This is a genomic window from Sphingosinithalassobacter tenebrarum, from assembly GCF_011057975.1.
Taxonomy (GTDB): domain Bacteria; phylum Pseudomonadota; class Alphaproteobacteria; order Sphingomonadales; family Sphingomonadaceae; genus Sphingomonas; species Sphingomonas tenebrarum.
Window position 1 is genome coordinate 1,169,737 of the sequence record NZ_CP049109.1, and the last position, 14,392, is coordinate 1,184,128.

General features: G+C 65.6%; 11 protein-coding genes. 4 read left to right on the plus strand and 7 right to left on the minus strand.

Features of this window, described 5'->3' with window-relative positions; all coding sequences use genetic code 11:
* The first annotated feature begins 226 nt into the window (after positions 1–226).
* Both G5C33_RS05865 and G5C33_RS05870 read left to right on the plus strand, forming a co-directional pair.
* Positions 227–664: a DUF2231 domain-containing protein gene (locus tag G5C33_RS05865; RefSeq protein ID WP_165326360.1), complete on the plus strand. Its 438-nt coding sequence runs from the start codon at positions 227–229 to the stop codon at positions 662–664.
* Positions 661–2,022 (plus strand): PQQ-dependent sugar dehydrogenase, encoded by a 1,362-nt coding sequence (locus G5C33_RS05870; protein WP_456114993.1) that lies wholly within the window; start codon positions 661–663, stop codon positions 2,020–2,022. The genes G5C33_RS05865 and G5C33_RS05870 overlap by 4 nt, the downstream gene beginning before the upstream one ends.
* Before the next feature lie 1,221 nt (positions 2,023–3,243).
* Here G5C33_RS05870 and G5C33_RS05875 read toward each other — a convergent pair.
* From G5C33_RS05875 to G5C33_RS05885, 3 genes are read right to left on the minus strand one after another with little or no spacing between them, the layout of a single operon-like run.
* Entirely contained in the window at positions 3,244–4,074 is an 831-nt protein-coding gene (locus tag G5C33_RS05875) for a phytanoyl-CoA dioxygenase family protein (protein WP_165326361.1), read from the minus strand.
* Between the two features lie 19 nt (positions 4,075–4,093).
* Entirely contained in the window at positions 4,094–4,885 is a 792-nt protein-coding gene (locus G5C33_RS05880) for an SDR family NAD(P)-dependent oxidoreductase (protein WP_165326362.1), read from the minus strand.
* Positions 4,882–6,099 (minus strand): glycine C-acetyltransferase, encoded by a 1,218-nt coding sequence (locus G5C33_RS05885; RefSeq protein WP_165326363.1) that lies wholly within the window; start codon positions 6,097–6,099, stop codon positions 4,882–4,884. The genes G5C33_RS05880 and G5C33_RS05885 overlap by 4 nt, the downstream gene beginning before the upstream one ends.
* Positions 6,100–6,203: 104 nt before the next feature.
* On the opposite strand from G5C33_RS05885, the gene G5C33_RS05890 reads away from it, so the two are divergent.
* Entirely contained in the window at positions 6,204–7,649 is a 1,446-nt protein-coding gene (locus tag G5C33_RS05890; protein WP_165326364.1) for a serine hydrolase domain-containing protein, read from the plus strand.
* A 165-nt stretch (positions 7,650–7,814) separates the two neighbouring features.
* Here the strand turns inward: G5C33_RS05890 and G5C33_RS05895 are convergent, their stop codons facing one another.
* From G5C33_RS05895 to G5C33_RS05910, 4 genes are all read right to left on the minus strand, one after another.
* Complete coding sequence (locus G5C33_RS05895; protein ID WP_165326365.1) at positions 7,815–9,992, minus strand: TonB-dependent receptor; 2,178 nt, start codon at positions 9,990–9,992, stop codon at positions 7,815–7,817.
* Between the two features lie 188 nt (positions 9,993–10,180).
* Positions 10,181–11,713 carry a class I adenylate-forming enzyme family protein gene (locus G5C33_RS05900; protein ID WP_165326366.1) on the minus strand — a complete coding sequence of 511 codons (1,533 nt, stop codon included), beginning with the start codon at positions 11,711–11,713 and terminating at the stop codon, positions 10,181–10,183.
* On the minus strand, positions 11,710–12,996 hold the full coding sequence (locus tag G5C33_RS05905; protein WP_165326367.1) for an MFS transporter: 1,287 nt from the start codon (positions 12,994–12,996) through the stop codon (positions 11,710–11,712). Before G5C33_RS05905 ends, G5C33_RS05900 begins: the two co-directional genes overlap by 4 nt.
* A complete protein-coding gene (locus G5C33_RS05910) occupies positions 12,993–13,490 on the minus strand; it encodes a MaoC/PaaZ C-terminal domain-containing protein (protein WP_165326368.1) in 498 nt (165 codons plus the stop codon). The genes G5C33_RS05905 and G5C33_RS05910 overlap by 4 nt, the downstream gene beginning before the upstream one ends.
* 62 nt (positions 13,491–13,552) lie before the next feature.
* On the opposite strand from G5C33_RS05910, the gene G5C33_RS05915 reads away from it, so the two are divergent.
* On the plus strand, positions 13,553–14,347 hold the full coding sequence (locus G5C33_RS05915) for a TetR/AcrR family transcriptional regulator (protein ID WP_165326369.1): 795 nt from the start codon (positions 13,553–13,555) through the stop codon (positions 14,345–14,347).
* The last annotated feature ends 45 nt before the right edge of the window (positions 14,348–14,392 follow it).

The following is a 14,392-nucleotide window of genomic DNA, read 5'->3' on the forward strand; positions in this document are numbered from 1 at the left end:
TCCAACCCGGCGCGCGGCGATTGGGTCCGTCCGGACGCGCGGCGGGCGACAAAGCCGCGCCGGCATCGGCCGGGCCTTGGCGGCCCGCGACGCCCGAGCGGATAAAGCAGGGCTTCCGGTTGGCCGGGATCGGTCCGACGACGTGGAACCATATGCAAGGCACGTGCTTTCGTGGAGAAAGCGTCGCACGTCTTGCTGCGGCGGAACCCTCGTTTCGGGATGTCACATGCCAGCAAACCGCTTTTCGTTCGCGCGGACACAGCCGCCCCATCCGGTGCATGCCGCGCTCCTCGCGGGTAGCCTGTCGCTGTTCCTCGGCGCGCTGCTCAGCGACTGGGCCTATGCCGCCACCTATCAGATTCAATGGACCAATTTCGCTGCCTGGCTGATCGCGGGCGCGCTGGTCTTCAGCGGGGTCGCCATGCTGTTCGCGATCTGGGACGTGATCCGTAGCGCCGGGCGCGGCCTGCTGTACCTGCTGCTGCTCGTCGCGACCTTTCTGCTCGGGCTCGTCAATGCGTTGGTCCATGCCAAGGATGCCTGGGCAGCGATGCCTGCCGCGCTGATCCTGTCGGTTGTCGTCGCGGTGATCGCGTTCGCGGCGACTTGGATCGGCTTTGCCGCGCTGCGCCCCGCCGTATCCAGCGAAGGAGACCGCGCATGAACCGGATGATGTATCGCGGGCTGATCCTCGCCGCCTCCGCCGTCTCGCTTTCGCTGGCCGGATGTTCGGGCGACCCCGAGCCTCCCGAATATGGACAGGCGCCCCAGCTGCCCGAACAGCAGCGCGGACTCCTGCCCAATATGAAGATCGCGAAGCCCGCAGAATGGGGCGATCACGCGCCGCAGGTGCCTGAGGGCTATACCATCCGCGCGATCGCGACGGATCTGAAGATACCGCGCCAGACGCTGGTTCTGCCCAACGGCGACATCCTCGTCGCCGAGGGCAAGGGCGGGCATGCACCGAAACTCACGCCCAAGGACGTCATCGCCTCTTATATCAAGAGCAAGGGCACCAGCCCGGTCGAAAGCGGGGACCGGCTGACGCTGCTGCGCGACGCCGACGGCGACGGCGTGTACGAGGGCCGCAGCGTCTTCGCCGAAAATCTCGATGCGCCCTATGGGCTCGCCTATGCGGACGGCCAGATCTATGTCGCCAATCAGGGCGAACTGGTCCGCTTCACCTATCGCGACGGGCAGACCAGGGCCGATGCGCCGCCGGTCCGCGTCACGCGGCTTCCCGAGCGGATCAACCACCACTGGACCAAGTCGCTGGCGATCAGCCCCGACGGCCGGTATCTCTATGTCGGCATCGGATCGAACAGCAATGTCGGCGAACGCGGCCTCGATGTGGAGGTCGACCGGGCAATGGTGTGGGAGATCGATGCCGAAACCGGAATGCACCGCGCCTTCGCCACCGGCATCCGCAATCCCACGGCGATGGCGTTCCGCCCCGGCAGCGACCAGTTGTGGACCGTCGCCAACGAACGTGACGAACTCGGCGCCAATCTCGTGCCCGACTATCTCACTTCGGTTCGCGACGGCGCATTTTACGGCTGGCCCTACAGCTATTGGGGGCAGAACGTCGATCCGCGCGTGCGCCCGCAGGATCCAGAAAAAGTGGCCTCGGCGACCCGGCCCGATTATGCGCTGGGCTCGCATGTCGCGGCGCTGGGGCTTGCCTTTTCCGGTCCGGTGATGGGTCCGCGCTTCGCCGAAGGCGCTTTCGTCGGCGAGCACGGAAGCTGGAACCGCAGCGAGCCGATCGGATATAAGGTAGTGTTCGTGCCGTTCCGCAACGGCCAGCCCGCCGGTGCTCCGGTCAATGTGGTTACGGGGTTCCACGGCGAGGATGGGAAGACGCGCGGGCGACCCGTCGGCGTCACTGTCGACCCGGCCGGTGCGCTCATCATCTGCGACGATCTGTCCAACACCGTCTGGCGCATGACGCCCGATCGCCCGGCGCAGATACCGCCAGTGGAGGCTGGCGACCGCGCTCCCGCGGCGCAGCAAGCGCCCTAGCCAGACACAGGATCCATCGCCTTCGGCGGGAAGAACTCCGCCGTGACCGGCCCCCGGCACCGGAGCGGCCATGCGGTTCGTCGACACAGAGCATTTGATGATGGCCCCGCCGGACCGGTATCGAAATTCGGCGAGCAGGCGCTATGGCGGCGGAAAACGGTACGGCCTGATCGCCTTGCCCGCATAGCGTCCGCGGAGTACTTCACGCTGTTCGCGCCCATCGAATGGTTTCGCCGCACGAGGCGGACCGAACTGTTCGACGATGGGCGCGGAGACGCCCTCTTATGTCCCAACTTGGCCCAGCTAGCACCGCCGGAATTGCACAACTGCAGCCGCCGCGCCGCGCCGCGCCTCCTGCGATGGTGACAGCAAGGATTGTTCAAGGTCGGCTTTGGGCATCCCGGGGCGGAACGGGAACGGCTGAGATGTTGTGCTTTGCTGCCGACCGTCGTCGGGTTGTCTGGGGTCCAGCTAGCACCGTCAGGGAGATGAGGGTCGCCGCTGGCCGCTTTCTTGCGCGGATCACACCATTTCCGAGGCAGGACAAATGCTAGAGACGTCGGAAGGCATTCGATTTACATTTCACCAGAGATAGCCGGTCCGCCCGCCGCAACTGGTGCCTTCGAAGGGGGCTAAATTTGCCTCCCGGGACAGCGAATCGCCGCCCGATATTTCTTCCCTGCTACCGGTTCGGGTCCTGACTCGGGAACACAATTAGGGGTGGACCACGAGTGGGCCACGAAATGATGGCCGTTCAGAAGGCCAGCTTTTCTGCGGCTTTCAGAAGCAAATGTGAGTCTTGTAAGCACCACGACATAATGAGAACATTGCAGAAAGCCGCGGAATTCTGCGGTAAAATGTCTCCTGCTGGTCCCGCGAATTCTCATTATGTTCCATCGTGGCCCACCCAAAGTGGACCACGAACATCGCAGGAGGCGTGGCCCACCCCATGCTTACGACTGTGGAGATTTCGCGCGCTACTGAGCGGGGCTGATATTCACGGGAGACCCTCTCGTCTCCATCCAGAGAGTCGGCGGTTCGAGCCCGTCACTGACCATCACAGGCCGCGGAAACGCGCGGTTTCTTTGGGTTTCGATGCGACAGCGCTGCGGATTGCCGAGTCGTCTGTGTATCCGCCGGATATCCGCAGGTGCGGCGGGGCAGGACGTTTGAGACAAAAGGCAGCCTATATTCGCAGGCCCAGCGGCAGCGCGTGTTTGACTAGCAGCGCGGAAAATTGGGCTCACAAAGCGGGTCGCCGTCGCGCAGCGTGACCGGTTCGCGCAGAATCGTCCGAACACTTTCTTTGTCCATGAAGGTGCCCTGTCGCGCGTCCCAGCGGGCATCGTCGCCCAGATAGCGGATCGCGATCGCCCGGCGCCGCGTGTCGCGCGACAAATTGCCCGCCGAGAAATGGAAGGTCAGCGGGTGATGGACGATCACGTCGCCCGGCTCGGTCTCGAACGAGAGGATATCATACCGCTTGCGCAGCGCCGCTTCGTCCGGCGCCGGATCGAACCCCCTCTTGGCGTAGAGTTCGCCAAAGCCGGATGTCGTTGAAAAAGCGCGCGGGGCATAGAGCTTGCCCTCGAGATGCGATCCGCGCGCATATTGCACCGCGCCGCTTTCGACCGTCACCGGATCGAGCCCGACCCAGATCGACAGGATCTGTTCGCCGCGCACTGGCCAATAGGGCAGGTCCTGGTGCCAGGGCGTGTGTTCCTGCGTGCCCGGTTCCTTGACCAGCAGCTGGTCGTAAAAGAGGCGGCTTTCCCGCGATTCCATGATCACACGGGCAAGCGCGGGCAGCGGCGATTCGAGCATCAGCGCGGCGAAATCCGGGTCGCGCATCCACACGAAGAAGTCGCCGACATAGCGGCCCTCTTTGTCCTGCGGGGTATATTCCACCGATGCGCCCGAGGGCGCGGCGATGGCGCGCTCGACCGCGTCGCGCATCCGCGCGATCCATGCGGTATCGAGCACGCCGCGCACGACGGCGGCGCCGTCGCAGCGATAGGCGGCGCGTGCGGCTTCGATTGCGTTCTGATCCATTGGTCCTCTCCCCGGCGGTTCAGCCTTGTGGTTCCTGTCGTTCGGAATGGCGGCGATGCATCACGCCGGCGGCAAGGAACCCGCCATCGACGCCGAGCACATGGCCGGTGACGTAGGACGAGGCTTCGCTCGCGAGGAACAGTGCCGCTTCGGCGACTTCCCCGGGCGTGCCGTAGCGGTCCATCGGAATGCCCGCGCGATAGACGGTGCGCGTCTCGTCCGAATGCATGCGCGCGACCAGCTCGGTCTCGATCGCGCCGGGGGCGAGGCAATTGGCGGTGATGCCGTATGGCGCGAGTTCGACCGCCATCACGCGCGTCAGCCCGATCACGCCCGCCTTGGCCGCGCCGTAGGCGGCGCGGCCGGTGCCGCCCAATATCCCGGCGGTCGAGGAAATGGTGACGATCCGGCCATAGCCCTGATCGCGCATTGCCCGCGCCGCGCTCTGGCACATCAGGAAAGTGCCGGTGAGATCGATGTCGAGCACGCGGCGCCATTGCGCCAGCTCGGTGTCGAGAAACGCCTGTTCGATGCCGATGCCCGCGCTGTGCAGCAGGATATCGAGCCGGCCGAAGCGCGAGACCGTGACCCCGACGGCGGAGTTGACTGCTTGCGGATCGGTGACGTCGGTGGTGAGCGCGAAGGCGTCATGGCCCGCCTCGCACAGCGCCTGCGCGGTGGCGGTCGCGGCTTCGGCATTGGCGTCGGCGATGCACAGCCGCGCGCCATGCTGTGCGAAGCGGTGCGCCGCGGCGCGGCCGATGCCGCTGCCGCCGCCGGTAACGATTGCGGTTCTGCCCTGCAGCATCATGCCGGGATCACGCCCAGCTCGCGGCCCGCGCGAACGAAGGCGGTGATGGCGCGGTCGATATCGGCATCGCTCAGCGCGCTCGACATCTGGGTGCGGATGCGCGCCAGACCTGGCGGGACCACCGGCGCGGAAAAGGCGACGGCGTAGATGCCGTCGTCATGGAGCTTCGCTGCGAATTGCGTGGCGGTCCGCGCGTCACCGATCATCACCGGAATGATCGGATGTCCGGCGCCGGCCAGCGTGAAGCCCGCCTCGGTAAGCGCCTCGCGGAACCGCGCGGCATGATTGGTGAGCCGCGCGCGCCGTTCGGGTTCTTCGGCCACGATATCGAGCGCGCGCAGTGCCGATGCCGCCAGCGCGGGCGGCAGCGCGTTCGAGAAGAGATAGGGGCGGGCCTTTTGCCGCAGCCAGGCGACCAGGGACGCCGAACCGGCGATATAGCCGCCAGCCGCGCCGCCCAGCGCCTTGCCGAGCGTGCCCGACACCATGTCGACCGGCACGCCGTCATGATGCGCGGCGGTGCCGCTGCCGTCGGGGCCGAGCACACCGGTGGCATGCGAATCATCGACCATCAATAACGCGCCGTGGCGATCGCATACCGCGCGGATCGCCGGCAGATCGGCGATCACGCCGTCCATCGAGAAGACGCCGTCGGTGACGACCAGCTTGCGCCGCGCGTCCTTGGCCTGGGTCAGCGCGGCATCGAGCGCGGCGATGTCGCCATTGGGGTAGCGATGGCGCTGCGCCTTGCACAGGCGAATGCCGTCGATGATGCTGGCGTGGTTGAGCGCATCGCTGAACACTGCGTCCTCGGGGCCGAGCAGCGCTTCGAAAATCCCGGCATTGGCATCGAAACAGGAGGGGAAGAGGATCGCGTCCTTCTGCCCCGTCAGCGCCGCCAGCCGTGCTTCGAGGCGCCGGTGCAGCTCGTGCGTGCCGCAGATGAAACGCACCGATGCCATGCCGAGGCCGTGAGTATCGAGCGCGTGCTTCGCCGCCGCGACCAGCCGCGAGTCGTCGGCGAGGCCGAGATAATTGTTGGCGCACAGGTTGAGCAGGTCGCGATTGCCGCCCGGCTCCGTCACGGTGACATGACCCGATTGCGGCGAAACCAGCGGATGCTCGTCCTTGAACAGGCCGGTTTCGCGCAGCGTATCGAGCTCGGCGGCGAGCGCTGCGTCGAGCGATTGCGATTGGGGCGTGTGCGTCGTCATGCCATTATTCTGACCCACATTGCACTTTGCCCGCAAGCATTTTATGACGCTGATGTCAGTTTTGGTTTCGCGCGATGGCGCGTCGGGAAATGGGAAGCACTGCAATGATCATCGGAACACGACGTTATGCGGCATTTCTGGCGATGCTGGCCTGCAGCGCATCGGCCTGCGCCCAGACCGCCGTACCGGCGGCGCCGGTCGCGGCCGCGCCTGAAGCAGCCGCGTCGGGCACGGTCGAATCGCTCGCGCTTCGCGCCGATGCCGCAATCCGGCAGGCGATGGCGGACGGGCCGTTTCCCGGCGTCTCGGTTGCGGTCGCGCGCGACGGGCAGATTATTTATGCGCGCGGCATGGGGCTCGCCGATCGCGAGAGCGGCGCGCCGGTGACGCCGCAGACGCGCTTTCCGATCGGTTCGATTACCAAGCCAGTGACCTGCCTGTCGACGCTCCAGCTCGTCGGGCAGGGCAAGGTCGCGCTCGATGCGCCGGTCGGTACCTATCTGCCCGATCTTCCCGCACCGAGCCGCGACGTCACCATCCGCCAGCTTGCCGAACATACGTCGGGCATTCCCAATTATCTCGAGAACCGCGAATTTCCGTACAGCAACCCGGTCGATCTGACGCGTGAGAAGATGCTCGGCTATTTCGCCGACAAGCCGCTCATGTTCGCGCCCGGTGCGAAGTTCAACTATTCGAATTCCGACACATTCCTGCTCGGGCTGGTGATCGAAGCGGTGACGGGGCAAAGCTATGACCGCTATGTCGCCGATCACGTTTTCGCGCCGTTCGGCATGGCGCAGGCGGATTTCGGCGCCGACCCCGATCATGCAAGCGGCTATCTGGCGCGCGGCGGCGAATTTGCGCCGGCGCCCGCCTATGACTGGCTGGCGCCCTTTTCGGCCGGGGCGATCGTTTCGACCGCGCAGGATCTGGTGCGCTTTTCCGACGGTCTGTTCGGCAATGCCACGCCCGAAGCCGTGCGCGCGCTGGCGCTGTCGGGCGATGCGCTCAGCGACGGCGGCGCCAATGCCTATCTTCAGGGCTGTCTGATCGAAGGCGATCTCGACGGCCGGCGCAAGCTCTCGCACCCCGGCTCGATCTACGGCTTTTCCAGCCATTTCGCCTATTATCCCGACGATCATCTGACCGTGGTGGTGCTGACCAACAGCCAGGGGCGCAATTTCCCCGCGCTGACGCTTGAACATCGCATAGCCCGCATTTTCCTCGGCCTGCCCGAACCCGATCTGTCGGGCGTCGCCTTCGATCCGGCGGAGGCGGCGTGGATCGCGGGCAATTATGACATCACCACTCATCGCCTCGGCTTCGACCGGCTGGGCTTCGCCGCGAAGGAGGGCGGGCTGTATCTCAGCTTCGGCGGCGTCGACAGCGGTGCTCCGCCGATCGCGCTGATCGCGCTCGGTGCCGGGCGCTATGCCTCGAGCATCGACACCGAACAGCGCTTCGCTTTCTCCCGGCAACCAGACGGGACGGTGGCGCTCTCCATGCGCTATTATGACGGTGACTTCCCGATGGTGAAGGCGGCGCAATAGCCGCCGCGCCGACCGGGGCGAAAAAATCGGGGCGGCGCGGGGATTTCCCGCGCCGCCCCTTTTTTGCTTGGCACTGGTAGCCAATCCTCAATTCCTGCCCTTCCAGGGAAGGAATTGATGCCGGGTTCGCGCGGCTATTTCCTGATCGACGAACCCGGCCTGTGCTCAGAAGTCGAAGGTTGCTTCCACGCCATAGGTGCGCGGCGCGGCGAGCGTCTGGATCGCCTGCCCCGGCACGATCGCGCCGCTCGAGCGCTGCACCGCATAGTCGCGATTGCCGATATTGCGGCCCCAGAGATAGACGCCCCAGCCCATATCCGTGTCATGGATGCCGACGCGCGCGTTGAACAGCGCGAGGCCGCCCTGGCTGTAGACATTGTCGGCGCCGAAATAGACGCGGCTGTGCGCAATCGCTTCGCCGCGCAGGAACAGTTCGAGCGAACCGGCGAGCGGTGCCACATATTGCGCGGCCACGCTGCCGCTATGTTCAGGCGCGCGGGGCAGCCTGTTGCCGGTATAGTCGGCGCCGCCGCTGGTGGCGTTGCGATAGTCGATGAAGTCGGCGTCGAGATAGGTGTAGGTCGCGGTCAGATCGAGCCCGCGCACCGGGCGCAACACCAGTTCTGCCTCGAGCCCGCGCGTACGCGCCGACGCCGCGTTCGACGTCATGAAGCGTGGGACGCCGCCGACATTGATCAACTGGTTCACCTGCAGGTTGGAATAATCCATGCGGAAGACGTCGACCGCGATGCGACCGCGCCCGCCTAGGATTTCCGCCTTCGCGCCTATTTCATAGCTGTCGACATGTTCGGGCGCATAGCGCGCGTCATCGGTCGGTGAGACGCCGAACACATTGAACCCGCCCGATTTGAACCCGCGCGAATAGCTGGCGTAGAGCAGCACGTCCTCGCCCGGCTTGTAATTGAGGCTCGCCGAGGGGGAGAAATCATCCTCCGACCGTTCGAGCGTCCGCTGCGCGATGTTGGGCAGCAGCACCTGCCAGGGATCGCCCTGCTGGGCATGGACCAGCTTCTTCTTCTCATAGGTGTAGCGCAGCCCGGCGGTGAGGCTCAGCCGGTCCGAAAAGGCATAGTCGCCGTGCAGGAAGGCGGCATAGCTGTCGCTCGTGACATCACCCTTCACGATCGCGTCGACCGCGTCGGGATAGATGCCGAGATCGACGCCGACCGTCGAGATCGAATTAGTGTCGAGCTGCTGGTGGAAATAATAGAGCCCGGCGACATAAGTCAGCGCACCGGCCTCACCCGCGTAGCGGAGTTCCTGCGAGACCTGTTCCTGATCCTCGTCGATGCCCGATGCGAGCATATCGAGCACGGTGTAATCATTGTCGGCGAAATTGTGCCAGGTGAAGCCGCGCCACGCAGTAAGCGACGTCAGCGTTCCGTTGCCGAGCGCCCAGTCGATTTGCGCCGACACGCCCCAGGTATCACGGTCCTGCACCGGGTCGCGATTTTGCGCGATATTGCGGTCGTTGGGATCGACATCGGCGAGCGGGGTGCCGGCAAAGGCGCCGTTGTTCAGCACTTCCGAACTGCCCGCATTGGTTCGGTCGCGGCCGATATCGCCGCGCAGGATGATGTCGATGTCGGCGCTCGGCTGAATGCGCAGCGTGCCGCGCAGCGCGAGCGCGTCGAGATCGTCCTGATCGGTGCCGGTGGCGCTGTTGTGGATGAAGCCGCTGCGCTGATCGATGGCGCCGGCGAGGCCGATCGACACGCCGTCGCTCAGCGGGCCGCTCGCCGAGGCGCGGAACTGCCACGCATCGTAGTTGCCGTAGCCTGCCTCGAATCGCCCTTCGAGCGTGTCGCCCGGCAGGCGGGTGATATAGTTGATCGCGCCGGCAATGGTGTTCTTGCCGTAGAGCGCGCCCTGCGGCCCGCGCAGCACTTCGATGCGTTCTAGATCGAACAGGCTGGCATTGCCCGGCGTCGCGCGGCCCATATAGACGCCGTCGACATAGATGCCGACGCTCTGATCGAGCCCGGGATTGTTGAGATCGGCCGAAAGCCCGCGGATCGCGATCGATTGCGTGCGCAGGCTGCGGTCGGCGATGAATACCCCGGGGATCTGCCCCGCCAGATCCTCGATGCGCGAGACATTGGCGTCTTCCAGATCGCTCGCGGTGAATGCCGACAGCGCGATCGGCGTATCGAGCAGCCGCGTTTCGCGGCGTTCGGCGGTGACGACGATCTCGGGGACGGTATCGTCCTGCGCCGCCGCGCTGTCCCGCGATGCCTGCTGCGCCTGTGCCTGCGTGATGCCGGCGAGCGCGACGCCGGTACAAAGACTCCACTTCACGATCTTGCGAAACTGATTCGTCACGACGACCCTCCCTGATTCCCAAAAGTGATTATGACATCAGTTTTACAAATGTCGAATCAGATTTGTAGCGTTTCAGGCGAATGCGAGAGACGATTTTCCGCCGTTTTCGCGCGGGGGTGCGCGGATGCGGGACAGGGGTTCGTGCCCGGTGTGGGGGCCGGTTACGCGAACGATTCGCGCGCGCCGGTTCAGCCGGGCGCGTGCTCGCGCGCTTCGCGGCGCAACGCGACCTTGTCGACCTTGCCGATTGGCAACAGCGGCAATTCGCGGCGCAGTTCGAAGCGCTTGGGCAGCTTGTAATTGGCCAGCCGCTCGCGGCAATGGGTCAGGATATCGGCTTCGCTCACGTCTGCATCGGCGATGACGAAGGCGATGCCGACTTCGTCCCATAGCGGATCGGGAATGCCGACGACCGCGCAGCCGTGCACGCCCGGGTGCGCCTCGATCACCGCTTCGACTTCGAGTGGATAGACGTTGTAGCCGCCCGACTTGTACATTTCCTTGATCCGCCCGGCGATCGCATAGCTGCCGTCGGGCAGGCGGCGGCCAATATCGCCGGTGTGCAGCCAGCCATCGGCGTCGATCGCCTCGGCGGTCGCATCGGGCCGATTCCAGTAACCGAGCGTCACCAGCGGCGACCGCAACTGGATCTCGCCTTCCTCGCCGACATTGCCCGCCGGATCGACCAGCCGCACCTCGGCATAGGCGAAGGGATAGCCGACCGAGCGTGCGAGCAGCGCCGGATCGTCGCACGGCGGCATCGCCAGGATCGCGCTGGTTGCTTCGGTCATTCCGTAATTGGTGGCGAGGCGCGGGTGGATGGCGTGCAGCCGCCGGATCAGCGGCTCGGCCATCGGCGCGCCTTCCCAGACGATCAGTTGCACCGCCGACAGATCGAACCGATCGAAATCGGGCAGGTCGAGTTGCATCTGGAACACGCTTGGCACGCTCGCCCAGAGCGTGATGCGCTCGCGCTGCATCAGCTCGAGCGACTCGGCGGGGTCGAATTTCTCCATCAGCACCACCGTGCCGCCCGCGATCAGCGCGGGCAGGCTGATGTCGACGACGCTGCCGATATGATTGATCGGGAAATAGTTCAGCACGCGCAGCGGCGCGACCGGCCAGAGTGCGTTTTGCGCCTGCGCAAAGGCATGGATCGCTGCCTGCGAGAGCAGCGCGCCCTTGGGGCGGCCGGTCGATCCCGAAGTATAGACGATCATGCTGGCCGCGCGCCCGTCGGGGCGGCGCGCGGCGATATCGTCCGCGCCCAGTGCCGCGCCTTCGCCGAGGAATGTGGGCAAGTCGTGGTCGATGACGACGCTCATGTCGCGACGCTCGGCAGCGAGCGTCGCCAGCTCCTCGCCATAATCGCGCCCGTCGATTTTGCCGCGCGCGATCATCAGCCGCGGCGTGCTGTCGCCGAGCACGAAGCGCAGTTCCTCGAGCTTGTAGCGCGGGTTGAGCCCGATCCAGATCGCACCGATCGCGTTGGCGGCGATCAGGCTGGTCACGAAGACCGGCTCGGGCGGCGCAAGGCAGGCAACGCGATCGCCCGGCCCGACGCCGCATGCGAGCATCGCGCATGCCAGCGCGTCGATCTCGGTTTCGAGCTGCGCATAGGAAATGCGGCGTTCGCCATGAACCAGTGCCTCGGCATCGGGCGTCTCGCGCGCCCAGCGGCGGACAGCGTCGATCAGCAGCGTGTCAGGCAAGTCGGTCATTTGCGGTTCCCAAGGGCAAGCAGGGCGAGGCTGAGCAGCATACAGGCAAGCGGCCCGGCGGCGATCAGCCAACGCAGCGTTTCGACGGCTTCGGCGCTCTGCACCGGCGCGGCCGACACGAAGCCGCCGATCTGCAAGCCCAGCCCCGAAAGCGCCGCGCCAAGCGCGAGGCCGCTCTTTTCGCCTGCGGTCCATATCCCGGTGAACAGCCCTTCGCGATCATCGGGAATGGCGTGGATGGCGTGTGCGACCAGTGCGAAGGCTGCGACCTGGATCCCCGCGAAAGGTACGCCGAGCGCGACATAGACCGGTAGCATCGGCACGCGATCGGGCATGGCGAGCAGCAGCGCGGCGCCCCCGAACATCGCTGCGGACGCGATCAGCGCGGCGCTCGCCCCCCAGCGCGCAATGCCGCGCATCCACAGCGGGACGGTGACGATCGTCGCGAGGAACATCGCGCCGAGCGCGGTGCCGGTCTCGCCTGCGGGCAGCCCGGCGAGCTGCACCATCCAGTAGGGCGTGAGCGCGGTGACCGCGCCGATCCCGATCAGCTGCAGGATATAGACGGCGGTAAGCGTCCAGAAGCGTCCAGCGCCCCGAATGAGCGCGCTCGGGCGGAAGCGGGCGCGGGCAGGGGAGGCCTCGCCCGCCACCGGCGCGATGAAATGCGAGGGCGTGGCGAAGAAAGTGCTGGTGAGCGCGAACAGACACATCGCCGCGATCGTGATCGACATCACCATATAGCCGCCGCGCCCGCCGCCGACCGTTTCGGCGATGAACGGTCCCGCCGCCGCGCCGAAGAACACGCCGATCATCGCAAATCCGATCCGCCATCCGGTAATCCGCTCGCGCACCACCGGATCGGGGCTGGCTTCGGCGGGCACCGCGACGAAGGGGACGGCGAACAGCGAATAGGCACTGGTCATCAGCAAATAGAACAGCATCACCGGCAGAAATGCCGCATCGCCCTGCGGATAGGGCCAGGAAAAGAGCAGGATGAAGAAGAGCGGGACACCGATCGTCCCGGCGAGAATGAACGGCCGCCGCCGCCCCATCCGGCTGCGCGTATTGTCCGACCAGCCGCCGACGATCGGATCCCAGAGGATCGCCGAAAGCTTGGGCAGCAGCACCGCCAGCGCTGCGAGGCCCGGCGATATGCCGAGTATCTCGGTGCAGAAATAGAGGAGCAGGGCGGCCGGGACGGTGTTGATCACCCCTGTCCCGAAGCCGCCGAGCGCCCAGAAGCCGAGGCGCGGCCCGGCGAGCGCGGCGCGCTCGGTCACGACTGAGCGTCGCCGCTGGGCGGGACCCAGATTGCCAGCCAGGTGCCGGCGAGCGCGGGGCGTTCCTCACCCTCGATCTCGATCTCGACGCCGATCGAGAGCCGTGCGCGGCCCGATTGGTCGAGCGTGCGATCGTCGAGGCGGAACTTGCCGCGGATGCGCGAGCCAACCGGCACCGGCGCCACCAGCCGCATCTTGTCGAACCCGTAATTGAGGAAATAGCCGGTCCGCTCGGGCTCGCGCGCCGGGCCTTCGCCCAGGGTTTCGTGGAGCATGTGGGTGAGCAGCGACATCGTCATGAAGCCATAGGCGACGGTCTTGCCGAACGGCCCCTTGTTCGCCGCCCATTCTGGATCGGCATGCATCGGATCATCGTCGAGAGTCGCGATTCCGAAATGATCGATCATCGCCTGGGTCACGGTGAGCCATTGCGATTCGCCCAGCATCGTGCCCGGTTCTGCCGCTACGATTGCTCTTTTGTCCTGAACGTCCATACTGTCCCCTGAAGAATAGAAACCTGATATCAGTATCAGTTTTAGGACGCAAGGTAGAGCCGATGGCGCGAGCAGCGAACAGTGCACGAAAGCAGAAAACGCAGGAAATTCCGCTGCGGGACGTCAATTCCTTCGCGCGATATGCGGACTATCTCGCGCATGTGATCGACGCCGCGCCCAAGCGGACCAAGGGCGAGCGCACGCGCGACATGCTCAAATTCGGCGCGATCAAGGTGCTCGATGATGTCGGCTATCACGCGATGCGCGTGTCGGACATCTGCGAGGCGGCGGGCGTCGCGGCGGCGACCTTCTATCTCTATTTCGACAACAAGGAGCAGGTGACACACGTCGTCCTGGCCGAATATCTCGAAGCGGCGATGGAAATGATGGCGGTGCGGCCCGAAGGGAAGGGGCCGTTCGAGGCGATTCGCGCCTCGCACCTCAAATGGCTCGAAGTGATGCAGGCCAATGCCGGGCTGATGCGCTGCATCCTGCAACTGGGGGACGAAGTGGAGGATTTCCGCGACCTCGCCCACGGCGCCAACAAGCAATGGTATGAACGGATCGCCCAGTCGCTGCTGCGCGATCATCCGCAGACGGCGATGCCGTACGATGTCGCGCTGCTCTCCGCCTATGCGCTCGGCGCGATGATGGACGAACTGGCGCGCAAGCTCTTGATCCATCCCGACCCGGCGCTGCTCGCGCTCAAGGATCGCGCGGTGCCGACGAACGAGGACCTCGCCGATTTCCTCGCCGTGCTCTGGTATCAGGCGCTCTACGGCCCGATCCCCGAAGGCGCGCGAATCGGCGATTCGGCACAGGCGCTCACGCGCATGCTCGGCGACGGCAACGGGTGAAATCGTCTGATTACGAAGGTTTAGCGGCCGCACGCTGCCCGGTTG